A 17,711-nucleotide genomic window follows, 5' to 3' on the forward strand; every position below is an offset into this window, starting at 1 on the left:
GGACATCGGGCCGCAGGCACAACGTCCCCCGGTCGCCGGAACCCGGTGACCGGGGGACTGATCGCAACAACCGCAGAGGAGCAATTCATGGCGTCCGAGGAATCCGGCCAGTCGGCTGGTCAGGATCCAATCGAGTCACTGGTCGACGATCTGATCCGGGAAATCCTCAACGAGGGCGGTCAGACCACGAAGGCTCGCGCGCGCGGTGGGGATTCCAAGGCGAAACTGATCGAGACGGCGATGACATCGGCATCGACGGCGGGACCGACGGGCCTGACGCTCGAGCGGCTCCTGCTCGTCGAGGTCCTCGCGTCCTCCCTGGCCGATGCCCTGGCCCCGGCGCTGGCGGAGGCCCTGGCTCCCGAAATCCTCAAGGCCATGGAGCACCCCGGCACCAGTCGGGGAACCAGCCGGAGGACTCCTGCGAGCGCCGGCCAGGCCAAAGGGCAGAAGAAGACGTGAGACCGGTCGGCCCCGATCGCTGACGCGCGACGGACGGGCGCAGGACCGCTGACCGGCCCTGCGCCCAGCGCTTGCAGGCCCGAAGGTCGGTGTCATCATCGCGCTGGAGTCGTCGTCATAATCTTCGTCGCCGTTCATCATCCTGATCGCGCGACCTTTGTTTATGAGTCCTCCAGCGTTAGGGGATGGCGCAGTCAGCCGCGCCAGGACCCGGGACCGCATCCGCAGTCCGAACGAATTTCGACCACGTCCGGTCACAGCAGGGTTTCTGCCGGTAAGTCCCGTGGCAGCATTCGTGCACATGTCCCCCTCCGATGTCGATGTCGACCGTCCCAGCGCCGCGCGCGTCTACGACTACGTCCTCGGCGGCAAGGACAACCACGCCGTGGACCGGCGGGCCGCGGAGATGCTGCTGGAGATCGCTCCAGAGATCCGCGACACTGCCCGGCAGAACCGGGCCTTCCTACGGCGCGTGGTCCGCCACCTGGCCGGACTGGGTGTCCGCCAGTTCCTCGATCTCGGCGCCGGCCTGCCGACGGTGGAGAACACCCACGAGGTCGCCCAGGCCGCAGCCGCCGACTCCAAGACCGTGTACGTCGACAACGACCCCATCGTGCTGACGCACGGCCGCGCCTTCCTCGACCCCGACTCGGGTTCAACCTTCCTGTCGGCCGACATCCGCGACACCACCGCGGTGCTCAAGGGCGCAGGCGAGCATCTGGACTTGTCAGAGCCGGTCGGGCTGCTCTTCGTCAACGTGCTGCATCTGATCGGCGACGGCGACGACCCGGCCGGGCTCGTGGCCGCCTACGCCCACGCTCTGGCCCCCGGCTCGCACGTGGTGATCACACACGTGTCCGGTGACGGCGCCGGCAGTGAGCTGCGCGAGCGCATCGGCAAGGTGTTCACCGGATCGTCGGCGGACGCGCGGCTCCGCACACGCGGGGAGATCGGCCGAATGTTCGGCGGGCTGCCGTTGCTCGAGCCGGGCTTGGTCGATGTCGCGGCGTGGCGTCCCGAGAACGGTGCCCCGGTGGGAGAGCTACGCGTTTTCGCCGGCGTCGCCCAAGTGCCGTAGGTCGTGGCGGCCGGCCCGGGCGCAAAGAGACCCCTGCTCCAAGAGCACGACAACTGCCCAGATCGTTTGTTGACCTTGCTGGGCAGCCCTACGAGGCACCCTTGGGCTCCATCCTCGTCCAAGAGAAGAAGGGCGCTCGGTCGGGGTACGCCAGCAGTACCTCCACAAAGTTGGGGACTTGGAGCGGCATACCCGGCGACGGGCGGGCGGACAGGGGCGGGCCATGGCCAGGGCGACCGAACGAGGAGGACAGCCTGTTCACAGCCGGAGGGTGATGAGTTGGCTGTCGGAGGTGTTCCAACTCAACCCCGCGGACGTCAACTGGCCGCGGGCGGTGGCGTTTCTGGACGTCGGGCTGGTGCCGCTGTTCGTCTTCTGGGCGATCGGGCACGAGCAGTACCTTCTCAGCGCGTTGTTCGGCCTGCTTCTCGCTGCGCTGTCCGACCCGGGAGGCGGTTACGGACATCGCGTGGCGCACATCTCCGCCTTTGCACTGGTCGGGGCAGGGCTGACCGCGCTGGGGTTCGGAATCGGGAGGGAGGCCTGGGGCTGGCCGGTCCTGGCGGCTTTCGTGGTCACGCTCGCGGCCGGACTGACCGTCGCATTCGGGGTGCGCAGACTCGTCAACGCCCTGCTACTCAACATCTGGTTCATCGTCGTCATCGGACTGGAGTTCAACCTCCATCAACACGCCCGCATCACCAACTACACCTGGGCTCAGGTGCTCGCCTGGGCCGGTGGGGCAGCGCTGTGGATCGCGGTGACGTTCATTTGGTGGCTGATCCGCGGGCGTGCGGACTCGCCCCAGCCGTTCGCGGAGATCCCGGGCGACGCCTCGCGAAAGAAACCGACTCGACCACTGGTCATGTTCGTGGTGATCCGCGCCGTGGTCATCGCCGGCACCGTCGCGCTCGCGCTTGGACTGAACCTGTCACACGGCGTCTGGATCCCGATCGCGGCCATGATCGCGATGAAGCCGAGCCTGGAGCAGACGACGCTCATAGCCGCGCAGCGCCTTGTGGGCGCGTTGATCGGCGCCGCAGCAGCCGCGCTGCTACTGCTGGTTCCAGCGAGCGAACACGGACTCCGGCTGTTCGCGGTGGAGCACGGACTCGGAGTGGTGGCACTCGTGTTGTTCATGCACGCGGCGGGGATCCGCTTCTTCAGCTACACGCTCTACAGCGCGGCCATCGCCGCGGGAGTGCTGATCATGGTGGACCTTCCGCAGCCCTCCGACTACGCGGCTGAGGGCTACCGAGTGCTGTGGACGCTGTGCGGTGTGGGGATCAGCCTGCTCGTCATGCTGCTGGCAGAGCAGATCGCCAAGCTGACCACCAAAGCACCACCCCAGCCGACCTGAACACGCCCCGCTCCGACTCAGCCCCCATAGGCCCGCAGCCTCACATGAGATCGATGTGAGGCCCCTGTGCCTGCGTCCCTTCGACTTCGAGATATGGAGGAGCCGGTCAGGAACGGGCATGGACAGCCTGTGGACACCCACTGCGCGCCGGTCCCGCCGCCGACTCGTCCTCTGGACGGCTGCACGCTCGTCCCGGACGGCGCACCCGCACGAACGGCGAGACGAAATGACAGACAGCTTCGCGCGGCCCCGCCCTCCGGTCCTCGGAGGCTGGATGTCGCGAGCCCCCGCTTCGCAGTCGTCCAACCGTCGCCCGCACCACAGCGGGACGGTTCTCAGAGTGCTTCCGCCGGGATCTCTTCGTATTCCTTGCGAAGGGTCTCCAGAATCGGATGCTCTTCCGGGAACTCCACCTCGTTGATGGCCGTGATCGCGCGCACTCCAATGGCCGTGTTGGTCGCGAACGCGGCTTCCATGCCGGGCAGGTCGGAGAGGTTGACGGGGGCGATGGATGTCGCTTCGTGCACCTCGTGCAGTAGGCGCATGGTCACGCCTGTGAGCACTTCGGCGTTAGGCCAGATGACTTGCTGTCCGTCGAAGAACCCGATGTTCCACGTTGCTCCTTCGGAGACGTACAGGTCCGAGTCGGTGAAGACGCAGTCGTCGAATCCGTCGAGTTGGGCGTTGCGGCGATGCCTGAGGGTGCCGAACAGGCCGAGGTGCTTCTGTTCAGGCAGCTCGCGCACGTAGGGGACGGACTGGACCCGGATCGGCGCCATCGGCCACGCCCCGGACCGGCGGGTCGTGACGAGGACCTTCGGTTTGGCTCGGGCTCCCGGGTGGCCAAGTTCGAGGTCGGGATCGTAGATCGTCACGCGCACGACGAACACGCCGTCCCGTCCGGCGGTGGCCTGTCTGACGTACTCCCGGACCTGTTGGCGGTCCAACTCGTGACCGAACAGCACACGGCAGTCTCGAACAAGCCGCTCCAGATGGTGTGAGAAGCCCCTGACGTGCTGGCCTTCCACGCGCATCGAGGTGAAGTGACCGTAGTTCACCAGAGCCAGTGCTTGGAGCTCATTCGGGGAGACAGGTATGCCGTTGAGTTCAGCCACAGAGCCCAGTGTGTCAGGAGGTACGGGCTGCTAACGGGCCGGGCGCAGCACAAGATCGCCGCTGCGTCGGCGTCAGGACGCGGGAACATCTTGATCAACACGACCCGGTTGTCGGTATGAGCGATCGCGTAGGTCCGGGCCAGAAGCTGGTGCGGCTCGCCGCGCCGCGTATGCACTGCCATGGCGCGAAGCGAGCACTGGAACCGGCTCCCCAGGCGCTGACGCGAGGGCTGCGGTCGGTAGCCGTAGTCACCCCGCCGGGGCAACCAGAGGGGGGGGCGGATTGCGTCAGAGCGACGAAGCCGCGGCTCGCGCCATAAGGCGAGGTCCACAACGACCGTTGGAGCACGATGACCGCACCTGAGAAGCGCATTCCCGGGCAGACCAACGCCGAGTATGAACGACGGCGGGGTCCCAACGCGAACTTCATCGGAACACAGTCGCTGCAGGGGGGCGGAGACCCTTCCTTTGTGATCAGGGCCTCTCAGGCTTTCTTCGCTTGCCTCAACCGGCGCAGGGACCGCAAGTCGGGTTAGGTGCGGCGCGGCCCGCGGCTTCGTCCTCATGCCGGCAGGGTGGGGGTCGGCCAAAGCGCCGTATCAACGATTCCGTATCAGGCATCGTGTCGAGCAGAAGCCATTGCCTGGGCCCGGATCGGCCTACGGTGGCTGAACTCCGCAGCATCCCGTTCGCCGAGAGCGAGCCCAGCCTCGCGGGCGGTCACGCGACCGGAGCCGCCGCCGCGCACATCGGCAACGCGGGCGGCAAGCCATGCCAACGGCGTGAGCGCCGCTGCCCCCTGGCCGGAAGGCCGGGAGCGGCTTATGCGCGCTCGGTTATCACACCGGAGATCATAGATAGCCTGCGCACGCTGCACGCCGACCAGGCAAAGGCGCGGTCCACCGGCCGGTGGGCGGCTCGGGTCACGAGGCTCGCGCTTTGGACACGGCCAGCCCCCTGTCCAGGTGCGCTGTCGCCCCGATCCATCGGCCGTGAATGCCGTCTGGTCCAGCGGGCATCGTCGGACAGTTCGCTGACGATCAGGGCTGCCACGACGTCGACGGAATACCCCGGCGCTGCGTCACTACCTGTCGGCTTGCCTTCTTCTCCGGAGAGAAAAGCAGAAGATCCCCATAATGTAGATCCCTACGCGCCTAACAGGAGGGTTCTCCATGGAGATGGACGGCGCCGCACGGCGAGAAGTGATCTTGAAAGTGCTCGGCTGGGGAACGATCGTCTACTTTCTGATCATCGGATTCGCCTTGGACAAGCACGCGCTCTTTGAGTTGAAGTCTCCGCCCGGTTCGGCCCAGCTCCAGCAGGCGCAGCACGCCCACGCAAGCGCGCTCGATTCCAAGGCCCAGAGCCTAGCCAAGTCCGACCCCGCAGCGGCGGCAGACCTGACAGCCCAAGCCGCCAAGATCAGGTTCGATGTGAACACCGCCGTCCGCGACCAGTCCGACAGCCGCCTCCGCGCGGTCGGCCTCATCATTGGCACCACCGCCTTCGCCCTCCTCTATCCCCCTCTCATCTATCTCACCTACCGCCGCACTGACCCCACCAGCACCCTCGCACTATCTGATCTGATCCCACTCAAAGCTGCTCTCGCCTACGGCATAGTCATGAGCCTCATCACCGCCATCGCCGGTTTCACCACGGCCTATCAGTGAACTCGCAGCGTTGTAACGGGCCCAAGGACTCAAAGGTCGGGAGGGGCCTGCAATGGGAGCCGGTGAGGGGACACGAACCCCTAATCTTCTGTTTACAAGCAAGATCAGACATATCCAGGGATGTCCACACATGCCCTCTTGCCAGCGCGGCACCGTCCCGTGCGTCCACATCCGTCCGAGATCATCCAACCCCGTTGTTAGCACGGGCGTTAGCACCACTCCCCCAAGTGGTCCCTCCGTACGAACGGCGAAACACCGAGCCGTATTCGTGGCGCCTCTGCCCTGCCTAAGGTGCCTCGGTTGGACTTTATGAGGAACGACCAGGCGACTCGCGGCCGTGCGGGACGTCCATCTACAGGCGTTCGACGCCGACGGCGAACACGCCCCCCGTTGATGGAGGTTCTGCGGGAGCGTTTCGTCCCCCTGACCGCCTTTGCGCCGAGATGCGGGACGCTTGCATTTTCGGGCACATACGTTCACCCGGGTTTGGGCAGCGCGTCAGGAGACGCCTTCGACCAAGGGCTCGTTATCGTTCGTCCCGGCCCGTTCGTTGCGGGTATGTTCCGATCGTGGGTTGGGATCGTGCGGGTGTGCTGGCGGGCCGGTACCGGAAGCTGGGCCGGATCGGGCAGGGCGGGATGGGCGCTGTGTGGCGCGCTTATGACACCGACCTAGATCGCGAGGTGGCCATCAAGGAACTGCGGGTGCCCGAGCAGGTCACCGAGCAGGAACGGCGCGTGTGGTACGCCCGGATGAGCAGGGAGGCCCGAGCCGCCGCCCGGCTGAGGCACCCGGGAATCGTCACCGTCTACGACCGGGTGATCGGCGAGGACGGCCGTCCGTGGATCGTGATGGAGCTGATCCACGGCCCATCCCTGGCGGACCTGCTGACCGAGCGGAAAGCCCTCCCTGAGCAGCAGGTTGCCGCACTCGGGTTAGCGATGCTGGAGGCGCTGTCGGCCGCACACGCGCACGGCATCGTGCACCGTGATGTCAAACCGCCCAACGTGCTGCTGGACGGCGATCGGATCGTCCTGACCGACTTCGGTATCGCCGCGGTTGAGGGCGATGCCACCCTCACCCCCTCGGGTGCACTGGTGGGCACGCCCGCCTACATGTCCCCCGAACAGATCAACGGACAGGCGGTCACTCCCGCCTCGGACCTGTGGTCACTCGCCGCGACCTTGTACATGGCGGTAGAAGGCCGCCCGCCGTTCACTGGCCTCACGCACGGGGCAATGTTCGTCGCCATCGCGACCCAGGACCCCGCACCACCCAAATGCAGCGAGCCGCTCGCGCACGTCCTGAACGGCCTGCTACGCAAAAATCCCGCCGACCGGCTGTCCGTCGAGCAGATCCGCGCCTCCCTCACCACCATGATCGGCTCCGGCAGCAAGCTCAACGTTGAGGTCCGACCCACTGACCAACAACCCACGCCCCGCGCCAACACCCTCACCTATACCAACGACCTACCTCTCGCGCGCAGCCCCATCTCCTTCCCAGATGACAGGGGTCCGGCCCATCTAACTGGTGCTGCCAAGGATCTGTCCGAACAGGAGGCGGTCGCCAGGTACCGGGTGCTGGCCGTGGCCGACCCCGACCGTTACCGCCCCGACCTCGCCCAGTCGCTACACAACCTCGGCTTCACGTTGGGGGAACTGAGCCTCTACGCCGAAGCGGCGCCCCTAGAGCAGGAGGCGGTCGCGATCCTCCGGGAACTGGCTGTGGCCGACCCCGACCGCTACCGCCCCGACCTCGCCCAGTCGCTACACAACCTCGGCATCACGCTGGGGGAACTGGGCCTCCACGCCGAAGCGGCGTCCGTGAAGCAGGAGGCGGTCGCGATCCGGCGGAAGTTGGCCGTGGCCGACCCCGACCGTCACCGCCCCGACCTCGCCCAGTCGCTACACAACCTCGGCATCACGCTGAGGATGCTGGGCCTCCACGCCGAAGCGGCGTCCGTGAGAAAGGAGGCGAAAGCCATCCGCAAGCACTTGCGCCGAAACTGACTCGATCTCTCCTGCCATCATGGCGCCCTGGCGCCCGAGTACAAGCGCACCTCGTACCGGAGCGCTTGTCCGCGCGAACGGCGAGACGGTGTGACAGGCAGATTCGCGCGGATGAGTGCTCTGGCTCGCGGGGGGCTGGGGGCTGCGAAGCCCTCGCTTCGGGCACGTCCAACACTCGGTACGTAGACAGTCACACGCGAAATCTGCATGGACCCGGAAGAACGGACAGCGTGTCCGCCGCCCTGCTGGTGACCGTCGATCGGCCGTCTAGACGCTCGCGCTGTCTCGGGGCGGCCGTGGCCGGGCTGCGAGACGGGACCGGACGGAACAGGCCGCATGCCCGGCTCGCAGAGCCGGGCGCGGCCGCCCGGCGCCCCGCGTGCGGGGCGCCCTTGAAGACGTAGAGAAAGTACTCATCCGGTCGGCGGGATACCCTTGTCCTTCCTCGGTTGATGCTTGACACTCCGGCATCGGTTGATGCTTGACGCCCTGTCGGCTGGCTTGGCTTTCGCGTGATCGTTGGATCGGTCGCGGGGAGGTCGGGTTGGCGCTGGTGGAGCTGAGCGTCGTGGAGCAGCGGTATCGCGCTGTGCTGGAAGTAGAGGCAGGATGCCCGGTGACCGAGGTCGCCGAGCGGTACGGAGTGTCGCGGCAGAGTGTGCACGCCTGGCTGGGCCGGTATCGGTCCGGTGGGCTGGCGGCGTTGGCGGACCGGTCGCACCGGCCGGCGAGTTGCCCGCATCGCACGGCGGCCGAGGTGGAGGCGCTGGTGTGTGAACTGCGCAGGGCCCATCCGCGGTGGGGACCGGCCCGGCTGGCGCATGAGCTGGCCCGCCGGGGCGTGGATCCGGTGCCCTCAACGGCGACGTTGTCGCGGATCCTGGCCCGCAACGGCCTGGTCGTCCCCGGCGGGCGGCGCCGCCCGCGCTCGTCGTATCAGCGGTGGGAACGCGACGCACCCATGCAGCTGTGGCAGATCGACATCATGGGCGGGGTCATGCTCACCGACGGCCGCGAGATCAAGCTGGTCAGCGGCATCGACGACCACTCCCGGTTCATCGTCATCGCCCGCCTGGTGTCGCGGGCCTCGGCCCGCGCGGTCTGCGCCGCGTTCGCCGCCGCCCTGGCCGAGCACGGGGCGCCCGAAGAGGTGCTGACCGACAACGGCAAGCAGTTCACCGGCCGGTTCACCCGGCCCCGCCCGGTCGAGGTGCTGTTCGAAAGGATCTGCCGCGACAACGGCATCACCGCCCGACACACCAAGATCCGCTCACCCACCACCACCGGCAAGGTCGAACGCTGGCATCGCACCGTCCGCGAGGAGTTCCTGGCCGTCCACGTCCCGTTCCCCAGCCTGCTCCACGCCCAGCACGCCCTGGACGCATGGGTCGCCGACTACAACACCGCCCGCCCCCACCAGGCCCTGGACATGGCCACCCCCCGCCGACCGCTTCACCACCCGGCCCGGCACCGGGCAGAACCATGTCGGCGTCGTTGCCGTTGCGGCTGCCCGCCGACCTGGCACCGGTGCCCACCACCCCCGGCCCGCCCACCGCAGGTCCGCCCACGGCCCCCGCCCTGTCGGCAGCGGTCCCGGCAGCGGTGGAGTTCGACCGCACCGTCCCGGCCAGCGGCAACATGACCGCCGCCGGACGGCAGATCTGGCTCGGCCCCACCCTGGCCGGCCAGAAGGTCACGGTCTGGGCCAGCACCACCACCCTGCACGTCTTCCACCACGACCAGCTCATCAAAACCCACCCGGTCACCCTCACCAGCGACGACCTCCGCCGACTCCACGCCCGCGGCGCACGCCCCGGCCGCCCGTCCCCGGCCACCGCGCCGCCCACCGGGGAACTGGCCACCAACGCGCTGGTCGAGGTCGACCGCACCGTCAACACCGCCGGACTGGTCTCCCTGGCCGGAAAACAGATCAGCGTCGGCCTTCCCCTCGCCGGCCGACGCGTCACCCTGCGCATCGGCCCGCACCTGATCCACGTCCTGGCCGACGGCGCACTGGCCTGCACCCGGCCCAGCCCACTGACCGGCGACCAACGCGCCCGTCTGCAAGGCGCCCGCGCCGCCGACCCCGCCCCCCTCGCCGAGACCAGCCCCGCCGCAGTTCAGCGGGTCGTCTCCAGCCAGGGCTCGCTGATGGTCGCCGGCTGCAAACTCCACCTCGGACAAACCCACCGCGGCAAAGTCGTCACCGTGATCTGCGAAGACACCCAGTTCCGCATCCTGCACGCAGGCCAGGAACTGGCCGTCCACCCCAGAACCCTGATCAAGGAGGTCAACCGCCGCCGAGCAAGCGGCCACATCACCTACGAAACCTAGGGACGGCGTCAACCATCACCCGAACACAAAACGTCAACCATCAACCGAGCTTGCACATCGGCGGGAGGGACTGTCCTAAAGATCGTGTGGGTGGGGTGGTGATCCGGAAGGCTGGGGCCGATGCCCCGGCCGGGAAGGATCACACGTGACCAACCACGCTGAGGACGAGCCGCAGGGCGGGCTGGAGGTCCAGCTCGCCGCCGAGCTGGTCGAGAAGGCCAAGGCCGAGGGAGTGTCGCTGGTCGGGCCAGATGGACTGCTGGCCGGGATCACCAAGACGGTGCTGCAGGCCGCGCTGGAAGCCGAGATGGCCGAGCATCTGGGCTATGAGCGGGGCGAACGTCCGGCCGAGCCGACAGGTAACCACCGCAACGGCAGCTCGTCCAAGACGGTGTCGACCGAGGTCGGGCCGGTGCGGATCGAGGTGCCGCGGGACCGGGCGGGCGAGTTCACCCCGCAGATCGTGCCCAAGCACGCCCGCCGAATCGAGGGGTTCGACGAGGCCATCGTGTCCCTGTACGCCAAGGGCCTGACCACCGGGGAGATCCGCGCGCACCTGGCCGAGATCTACCAGGTCGAGGTGTCGCGCGACCTGATCTCCCGGGTCACCGACAAGGTCGTGGCCGAGATGGAGGCCTGGCGGGCCCGCCCACTCGACAGCGTCTACCCGGTCGTGCTGATCGACGCGCTGTATGTGAAGATCCGCGAAGGCCAGGTGGCCAACCGCCCGATCTACGTGGCGCTGGGCATCAACTGCCACGGCGAACGCGACGTGCTCGGGCTGTGGGTGGGGACCGGCGGTGAGGGCGCCAAGCACTGGATGACCGTGCTGGCCGAACTCCGCAACCGCGGCGTCCAAGACGTCTGTATCGCCTGCTGCGACGGGCTCAAGGGCCTGCCGGAGGCGATCGAGGAGATCTGGCCGCAGGCCACCGTGCAGCAGTGCGTGGTGCACCTGGTCCGCTCCTCACTGCGTTACGCGTCCAAGGTGCACTGGAGCCGGCTCACCCGCGACCTTCGGCAGATCTACACCGCCCCGACCGAGGCCGCCGCCCAGCAGCGGTTCGCCGAGTTCGAGGCCGAGTGGGGCGACCGCTATCCGGCGGTGATCCGGTTGTGGCGGGACGCCTGGCCGACGTTCACGCCGTTCCTGGCGTTCCCGGCCGAGATCCGCAAGGTCATCTACACCACCAACGCGATCGAGAGCCTGAACGCCCGGTTCCGCCAGGCCGCCCGCCGCCGCGGGCACTTCCCCACCGAGCAGGCCGCCCTCAAAGTGCTCTACCTGGTCATCCGCCAGCCGCTGAAGAACCGGCCGAACGTCACCGGCAAAACCCCCGGCTGGAAGGCCGCGCTGAACGCCCTGGCGCTGCACTACGGTGACCGCATCACCCTGAACTGAAAGCCGATCACTGCCTCACCCACAGACTTTCAGACAGTCCCCGGCGGGATACCCGGCTGACCTTGGGTTTTAGGTGCCCTGACCGCCGATGGTGGGGCCTGCTGGCCAGAGGGCTTCCAGCTCGCTCGGGGTGAGCGGATCGCGGTAGGCGGCCTGTAGGACCCTCGTCCTGGTCGGCTTGTCGGCTTCGGCGAGGTTGGCGAACCAGTCGATTCCGGCCGGGTAGGCCCACAGGTACGAGCGGAGTTGGGGGTTGGCTCCTCGGTCGGTGAGCAGGTCGGCTATGGCGGCGTCCCTGATCCAGGGCATGCGAAAGCGGGCATGGTCGGCCAACTCGGCGATGCCGGCGCCCTGGTTGAGGGCTATGTGCAGCTCGGCGCGAACGAGTTGGTTGTAGTGGTCGAACTTGGTCCGGGTGGCCAGTAGCTCGTCGTCGGGGGCGATGAACAGGGGCAGCGCCTGGGCCAGTCCTTCGAGCAGGACTTGTTGGGGGGCGTGGACCGACATCAGGCGGACCCAGGGGACGTCTTTGGTGGCGGCTCGGGCTGACCAACTCGCGCTCTGGAGGCCGTGGCCGAGAACCTCGTGAAGGGCGAATTGGCGGGCGGCTACCTTGGTGAAGCTGGCGCGGCGGAGGTTGAGGCGTAGGCGGACCTTGTCGCCGGCACCGTCCAGCCAGTACGCCCAGTAGGCGTCAACCTCGGCCGTCTCAACGGTGAGATTGAACGGGGCCTGGCTGCCGGTGATCTGGCGGACTGCGGGCTCGTAGTCGGCGGCGGCCTGGCGGATCGCGTCGGGGGCCTCGTCGGTCTCAATGGGCCCCTCGACCGCGTTCAGCTCGCGCGCGGTGTCGGGCCCCCACGCGATGCCCAAGGTGTCGAGTGCGTGGCGGGCCTGCTCGCCTCGGTGGGTGATGTAGCCGTCCTGCCATCCGGCGGCGGGGCATCCCTGGGTTGCCTGGACGTAGTCGTTCAAAGGCCTGTGTTCGCCTAGCAGCGCCCCCAGGTAGGCCAGATCGGCGGTGAGGCGGGCTGTGAGGCGGTCGGCTCCGGCCTCGGCGGTGCGGGCGCGTAGATCGGTCAGACGCTGGTAGACCGCCAAGCGGCTGTCGGCCGGTTCGGTGGGCGTGGTGGTGGGTGCGCAGTCGAAGTCGATCACGGCGACTGATCCGCGGCCGGTCTCGTAGGCGTGCCAGGTCCGTAGGGTCGTTTCGATCTCGTCACGCAGGTTCACGGATCGGCTCCCAGCGCAGCGTCACGGCCTGATTCGGGCGCAGGTGATCACGGGTCAGGGACATGACGGCGTCCTTGCCGTCGATGTCCCACACGAGGCTATCGGTGGCGGAGTTCTCCGAACCGTCGGGATGTTCCTCGCTCGCGGTGCATCCCGCGAGGTCCACGCCGCGTTGCCGGACGTGGATCTCGTAGCGGCGGCAGTAGCGCGGCATCGATTCGCGCCAGTAGTGGTTCAGATCGAACTTTCCGGCCTCGCAGACGTAGCCGACGCGGGCCCACTCCCCCGGCTTGAGCGGCGGCGAGATCTGAAAGGCGAACTTGGCGAGGTTGGTCGTGTCGTGAATCCGCTGGATCGCGATGCGCCGGTCAATGTCGGGGACGGGCTTGATGACCAGGGGCCCGGTGGTGTGCTGGAACCAGACTTCGCAGGACACGCGGGCCTGCGGCTTGTCGCCGAGATTCAGCATGTCAAAGCGGTATTCCAGCCGTGCGGCGCCGTCTTCGGCTATGTCGATGGTCTTCGCCAGCTCGACCACGTGACCGGACAGGCCGGCAAGCTCGGTGATGTCGGCGTCGTTCAGACGGCGGTCGCGCTGGAGCTGGAGGAGTCTGCGACCGAGGTCCTGGGCGTGGCCGCTGGCGGCGCTGGGCATGCCGGAGAGCCGGGCCTTGGCGGCCGGGATGGTGCGGGCAGTGGCACCCCAACTGACCTCGCCGGTCTCGGGGGCGTCGATGTGGTGCTCAAGGGCGGCGAGCAGCTCGGCGACATCCAACCCCACGGAACGGGCGAAGCGGCCTCGGCTCCACCGTGCCGAGCCCGGCAAGGTCTGGACGGCTGCGCAGCTCCGGGCCTTCCTCCTCACTGCTGAGAAGCATCGGCTGTCGGCGTTCTTCCACCTGGCCGCCTACACCGGTGCTCGGCGCGGTGAGCTGCTCAACCTGCGGTGGCCTGACGTCGACCTCGACGGGGCCTCGATCCACATCAAAGGGTCGGTGGGGTTCGTCGCCGGCGCCCACCGGAAGCGCCAGTTCGCTGACAAGCTCAAGGCGGGAGAGTTCTGGAAGGGCGCGGAGGACGGCCACGTGTTCACCACCGGATGGGGTGAGCCGGTGCATCCGGACACGGTCTCGTCCCTCATGGCGACGCTGATCAAAGAGCACAACGCGGCGGACGGCGTCGCCCCTCTCCCCCATGCTCGGCTTCACGACCTTCGCCACGTCCACGCGACGACTCTGCTCCTGGCGGGCGTTCCCGTTCACGTCGTCGCCGCGAGGCTCGGGCACGCTGACCCGGCGATCACGCTGCGGGTCTACGCGCACGTCGTCAACGAGCAGCTCGCCGAAGCGGCCACGATCTTCGCGGACAGGATCGACGGCGCGGCGTAGGCCGCTGTTAGCAAGACCGTTAGCAAAAGCCCCCTTGTGATGATCGCAAGGGGGCTTTGAGGTGGGAGCCGGCGAGGGGACTTGAACCCCTAACCTTCTGTTTACAAGACAGATGCTCTGCCAATTGAGCTACGCCGGCGGGCTCGTCCCGCATCGTAGTCGACTTGGGGGCTCGGGGGGATCCGGGTTTTTTCTGGGGTGGGTGTCGATCTGGTGGAGGGCCGTTCGTGTGGGAGGGGAGGGGGCCTCGCGGGGAAGGACAGTGTCGTGGGGGCGGCGTCGTTCGGTGAAGGAGGAGGGATGAAGCTCTATGTGCTCAACATCATCCAGCCGGTCGGGGAGATCCCGCCGCCGGAGGTGCTGGAGCCGGTGATGGCGGAGCTCGCCGAGGTGCGGCGGGATCTGGAGCGGCAGGAGTGCTGGGTGTTCGGGCGGGGGCTGGAGCAGCCGGAGGCGAGCACCGTGGTGTGCATGCGGGATGGCGAGATCATCGCGACGGACGGACCGTGGACGGAGGGGAAGGAGCACGTCGGCGGCATCACCGTCATCAAGGTGGTGGATCTGGAGGCGGCGTTGAAGGTGGCGGCCAGGTTCACGCAGGTGACCGGGTTGCCGATCGAGGTGCGGCCGTTCCTGGGCGAGGTGTGATCGAGCGGGTCTTCCGGGAGGAGCACGGGCGCGCGGTGGCCGTGCTGGTCCGTGTCTTCGGGGACGTGGACGTCGCCGAGGAGGCGGTCCAGGAGGCGTTCGCCGAGGCGGTGCGCAGGTGGCCGGTGGAGGGGGCGCCGCCGAGTCCGGCGGGGTGGATCATCACGACGGCGCGGAACAAGGCGATCGACCGGTTGCGGCGGGAGGCGGCGCGGGCCGGGAAGTACGCGCAGGCCGTGCTGCTGAACGCGGCGGAGCCGGCCGAGGCGTCGGCCGTGGAGGACGATCGGCTGCGGCTCATCTTCACGTGCTGCCATCCGGCGTTGCGGATGGAGGCCCGGGTCGCGCTGACGCTGAGGTTGCTGGGCGGGTTGTCGACGGCGGAGATCGCGCGAGCCTTCCTGGTGCCGGAGAAGACGATGGCGCAGCGGCTCGTCCGGGCGAAGGCGAAGATCCGGGATGCGGGGATTCCGTATCGGGTGCCGGAGCTGCCCGATCTGCCCGGACGGCTCTCAGGTGTCCTCGCGGTCGTGTATCTGGTGTTCAACCAGGGTTATGGGGGGCGCGACGAGCTGGCTGACGAGGCGATCAGGCTGGGGCGGGTGCTGCGGGAGCTGATGCCGGACGAGCCCGAGGTGCTGGGGCTGCTGGCGTTGATGCTGCTCATCGAGTCGCGCAAGGACGCCCGGCGGCGGGACGGGGAGCTGGTGCTGCTGGGCGAGCAGGATCGCGGGCTCTGGGATCGGGGGCTCGTGGAGGAGGGGCAGTCGCTCGTCCGGCGGTGCCTGGAGATCGGGCGGCCCGGGCCCTACCAGCTCCAGGCGGCCATCAACGCGGTCCACAGCGATGCCGGGAGGGTCGAGGACACTCGGTGGGATCAGATTCTCCAGCTGTACGACCAGTTGATGGTCGTGGCGCCGAGTCCTGTGGTGGCGCTCAACCGGGCCGTGGCGGTGGGCGAGGTGCAGGGGGCCGGGGCCGCGCTGGAGTTGGTGGAGCGGCTCGACCTCGGCCGGTACTACCTGTTCCATGCGGTCCGTGCCGATCTGCTGCGGCGGTTGGGGCGGGACGTGGAGGCCGCCGCAGCCTATGACGAGGCCATCGGGCGTACCGAGGACGAGGCCGAGAAGGCGTTCCTCAGGCGGCGGCGGGTCGCGGTCTCCGGTTGAGGGTCTGGCCCGCGACCAGGGCTCCCAGGGCGATGGTGAAGCCGACGACCTGCCACGGGGTGAGGGTCTGGCCGAGGATCAGCAGGCCCGCCAGGGTGGCGACCATCGGGTTCGTGAGGCCGAGGAGGGAGACGGAGGTCGGGGGCAGGCGGTCGATGCCGCGGAACCACAGCGCGTAGGCGATCGCGGTGCCGACGATGCCGAGGTAGGTGAAGCCCAGGAGGTTCTCGCCGGTCAGCGAGGACGGGACGCCTTCCAGCGCGAGGGTGAGCGGCAGGAGGACGAGGCCGCCGACGGTGAGCTGCCAGCCGGTCATGACCAGCGGCGATTCGGGGCGTCCCCACTTCTTGGCCAGGACGATCGCGGTGGCCATGAGCGAGGTCGCGGTGAGCATGGCGGCGATGCCGAGCGGGTCGAGCCGGGCCTCGCCGCTGAGGGTCAGCAGGGCGACGCCGCCGGTTCCGGCGAGGGCCGAGTACAGGACGGCGCGGGCCGGGCGGATCCGCAGGACGCCGAGCGACAGCAGCGCCACGACCAGCGGCTGGACGGACCCGATCGTCGCGGCGACGCCGCCGGGGAGCCGGTAGGCGGCGAAGAAGATCAGCGGGAAGAAGGCGCCGAAGTTCAGCAGGCCGAGGACGACCGACTTCCACCACCAGTCGCCGCGCGGCAGCCGGCGGGTGGCGGCGAGCAGCACCAGTCCGGCGGGCAGGGCGCGCATGGTGGCGGCGAGCATCGGGCGGCCGTCGGGCAGCAGGGTGGTGGTGACGACGTAGGTGGTGCCCCAGCTCGCGGGTGCGAGGGCGGCGAGGGCCAGGTCGGAGGCGTAGCGGGTGCGCAGGGTCGGTGCCGGGAGGGCTGTCGCGTGGTTCACCTCAACGTCAATTATCTGAACGTTGAGATTATTTCCGATCTCAGGCGCGGAGGCGGCTGATCTCGTACAGCGCGATGCCCGCGGCCACCCCGGCGTTGAGCGACTCGGCCTTGCCCGGCATCGGGATCGTGACGAGCAGGTCGCAGGTGTCGGCGACGAGCCGCCCGAGCCCCTTGCCCTCCGAGCCCACGACCAGCACGAACGGCCCGGAGGCGAGCTCCAGGTCGGCGACCGTCGTGCCGCCGTCCGCGTCGAGGCCGGCGACGAAGCAGCCGGCCTTCTGGTAGGCCTTGAGCTGGCGTGAGAGGTTCGTGGCCTGCGCGACCGGGACGTTCGCGAGGGTGCCCGCGGACGACTTCCAGGCGCCGGCCGTGACCCCCGCCGCGCGCCGCTCCGGGACGACCACGCCGGTCGCGCCGAACGCGGACGCGGACCGGACGATCGCGCCGAGGTTGCGCGGGTCGGTGATGCCGTCCACCGCGACGATCAGCGGGGCGGTGCCCTTGAGCAGGTCGTCGGGGTGCGCGTACCGGTAGGGCTTGACCTGCAGCGCGATGCCCTGGTGGACGGCGCCGTCGGTCAGCCGGTCGAGCTCGTTCTTGCCGGTCTCCAGCAGCGGGATGCGGCGGTCGGCGGCGATCTGGATCGCCTCGCGCACGCGCTCGTCCGTCCCGGAGGTGACGTACAGGGCCGTGCCGGGAACGCCCGCGCGCAGCGCCTCGACGACCGGGTTGCGGCCGGTGACCAGTTCGGGCACCTCGCCGGTCGCGCGGCGCGCACCGGCGGGACGCCCGGCCGGACGGGTCTCCGACGAGCCCTGGGCGCGCGCGCCGGGGCCGAGCGTCGGGGTGCCGGTGCGCCTGGAGTTCTTCACGGCGCGGGCCTTCTGGCGCTTGCCGTGCCAGTGCCGGTCCTCGGCCTTGGGAGTCGGTCCCTTGCCCTTGCGCTTGGCTGCCATTTGTCGGTAAC

At 68.6% G+C, this 17,711-nt stretch carries 14 protein-coding genes, 1 tRNA gene and 1 pseudogene; 10 read left to right on the top strand and 6 right to left on the bottom strand.

Going from position 1 to position 17,711, the window contains the following annotated elements; translation table 11 throughout:
- The first annotated feature begins 87 nt into the window (after positions 1-87).
- From K4S16_RS32845 to K4S16_RS32855, 3 genes are all read left to right on the top strand, one after another.
- A complete protein-coding gene (locus K4S16_RS32845; protein ID WP_149262964.1) occupies positions 88-462 on the top strand; it encodes a hypothetical protein in 375 nt (124 codons plus the stop codon).
- A 301-nt stretch (positions 463-763) separates the two neighbouring features.
- Complete coding sequence (locus tag K4S16_RS32850; protein WP_149262965.1) at positions 764-1,540, top strand: SAM-dependent methyltransferase; 777 nt, start codon at positions 764-766, stop codon at positions 1,538-1,540.
- A 274-nt stretch (positions 1,541-1,814) separates the two neighbouring features.
- Positions 1,815-2,900, top strand: a complete 1,086-nt coding sequence (locus tag K4S16_RS32855; RefSeq protein ID WP_149262966.1) for an FUSC family protein — start codon at positions 1,815-1,817, stop codon at positions 2,898-2,900.
- A gap of 335 nt (positions 2,901-3,235) precedes the next feature.
- On the opposite strand, the gene K4S16_RS32860 is transcribed toward K4S16_RS32855, so the two are convergent.
- Entirely contained in the window at positions 3,236-4,015 is a 780-nt protein-coding gene (locus K4S16_RS32860; RefSeq protein ID WP_149262967.1) for an aminotransferase class IV family protein, read from the bottom strand.
- A gap of 1,172 nt (positions 4,016-5,187) precedes the next feature.
- Here K4S16_RS32860 and K4S16_RS32865 point away from each other — a divergent pair.
- From K4S16_RS32865 to K4S16_RS32885, 4 genes and pseudogenes are all read left to right on the top strand, one after another.
- Positions 5,188-5,685, top strand: a complete 498-nt coding sequence (locus K4S16_RS32865) for a hypothetical protein (RefSeq protein ID WP_149262968.1) — start codon at positions 5,188-5,190, stop codon at positions 5,683-5,685.
- A gap of 569 nt (positions 5,686-6,254) precedes the next feature.
- Entirely contained in the window at positions 6,255-7,694 is a 1,440-nt protein-coding gene (locus K4S16_RS32870) for a serine/threonine-protein kinase (RefSeq protein WP_200842257.1), read from the top strand.
- A gap of 559 nt (positions 7,695-8,253) precedes the next feature.
- A pseudogene (locus K4S16_RS47010) lies at positions 8,254-10,028 on the top strand (IS481 family transposase).
- A gap of 145 nt (positions 10,029-10,173) precedes the next feature.
- Positions 10,174-11,430, top strand: coding sequence for an IS256 family transposase (locus tag K4S16_RS32885; protein WP_375708355.1), 1,257 nt, complete (start codon positions 10,174-10,176; stop codon positions 11,428-11,430).
- Positions 11,431-11,499: 69 nt separating this feature from the next.
- Here K4S16_RS32885 and K4S16_RS32890 read toward each other — a convergent pair whose 3' ends face one another.
- Complete coding sequence (locus K4S16_RS32890) at positions 11,500-12,663, bottom strand: hypothetical protein (RefSeq protein ID WP_149262972.1); 1,164 nt, start codon at positions 12,661-12,663, stop codon at positions 11,500-11,502.
- Complete coding sequence (locus tag K4S16_RS32895; RefSeq protein WP_235037218.1) at positions 12,650-13,444, bottom strand: hypothetical protein; 795 nt, start codon at positions 13,442-13,444, stop codon at positions 12,650-12,652. The genes K4S16_RS32890 and K4S16_RS32895 overlap by 14 nt, the downstream gene beginning before the upstream one ends.
- On the opposite strand from K4S16_RS32895, the gene K4S16_RS32900 reads away from it, so the two are divergent.
- The gene (locus K4S16_RS32900) at positions 13,398-14,051 is read left to right on the top strand and encodes a site-specific integrase (RefSeq protein WP_235037219.1); all 654 of its coding nucleotides are present in this window, start codon (positions 13,398-13,400) and stop codon (positions 14,049-14,051) included. The genes K4S16_RS32895 and K4S16_RS32900 overlap by 47 nt on opposite strands.
- A gap of 66 nt (positions 14,052-14,117) precedes the next feature.
- On the opposite strand, the gene K4S16_RS32905 is transcribed toward K4S16_RS32900, so the two are convergent.
- Positions 14,118-14,190, bottom strand: a tRNA-Thr gene (locus K4S16_RS32905).
- Between the two features lie 161 nt (positions 14,191-14,351).
- On the opposite strand from K4S16_RS32905, the gene K4S16_RS32910 reads away from it, so the two are divergent.
- Together K4S16_RS32910 and K4S16_RS32915 are read left to right on the top strand one after the other, a co-directional pair.
- On the top strand, positions 14,352-14,699 hold the full coding sequence (locus K4S16_RS32910) for a YciI family protein (protein ID WP_149262975.1): 348 nt from the start codon (positions 14,352-14,354) through the stop codon (positions 14,697-14,699).
- Positions 14,696-15,868, top strand: coding sequence for an RNA polymerase sigma factor (locus K4S16_RS32915; RefSeq protein WP_149262976.1), 1,173 nt, complete (start codon positions 14,696-14,698; stop codon positions 15,866-15,868). The genes K4S16_RS32910 and K4S16_RS32915 overlap by 4 nt, the downstream gene beginning before the upstream one ends.
- On the opposite strand, the gene K4S16_RS32920 is transcribed toward K4S16_RS32915, so the two are convergent.
- Positions 15,837-16,742, bottom strand: a complete 906-nt coding sequence (locus K4S16_RS32920) for an EamA family transporter (protein ID WP_235037220.1) — start codon at positions 16,740-16,742, stop codon at positions 15,837-15,839. The genes K4S16_RS32915 and K4S16_RS32920 overlap by 32 nt on opposite strands.
- A 40-nt stretch (positions 16,743-16,782) precedes the next feature.
- Positions 16,783-17,700: a 23S rRNA (guanosine(2251)-2'-O)-methyltransferase RlmB gene (gene rlmB / locus K4S16_RS32925; protein ID WP_149262977.1), complete on the bottom strand. Its 918-nt coding sequence runs from the start codon at positions 17,698-17,700 to the stop codon at positions 16,783-16,785.
- Positions 17,701-17,711: the final 11 nt, after the last annotated feature.

It is taken from the genome of Actinomadura sp. K4S16 (assembly GCF_008327685.1).
Classification (GTDB): domain Bacteria; phylum Actinomycetota; class Actinomycetes; order Streptosporangiales; family Streptosporangiaceae; genus Spirillospora.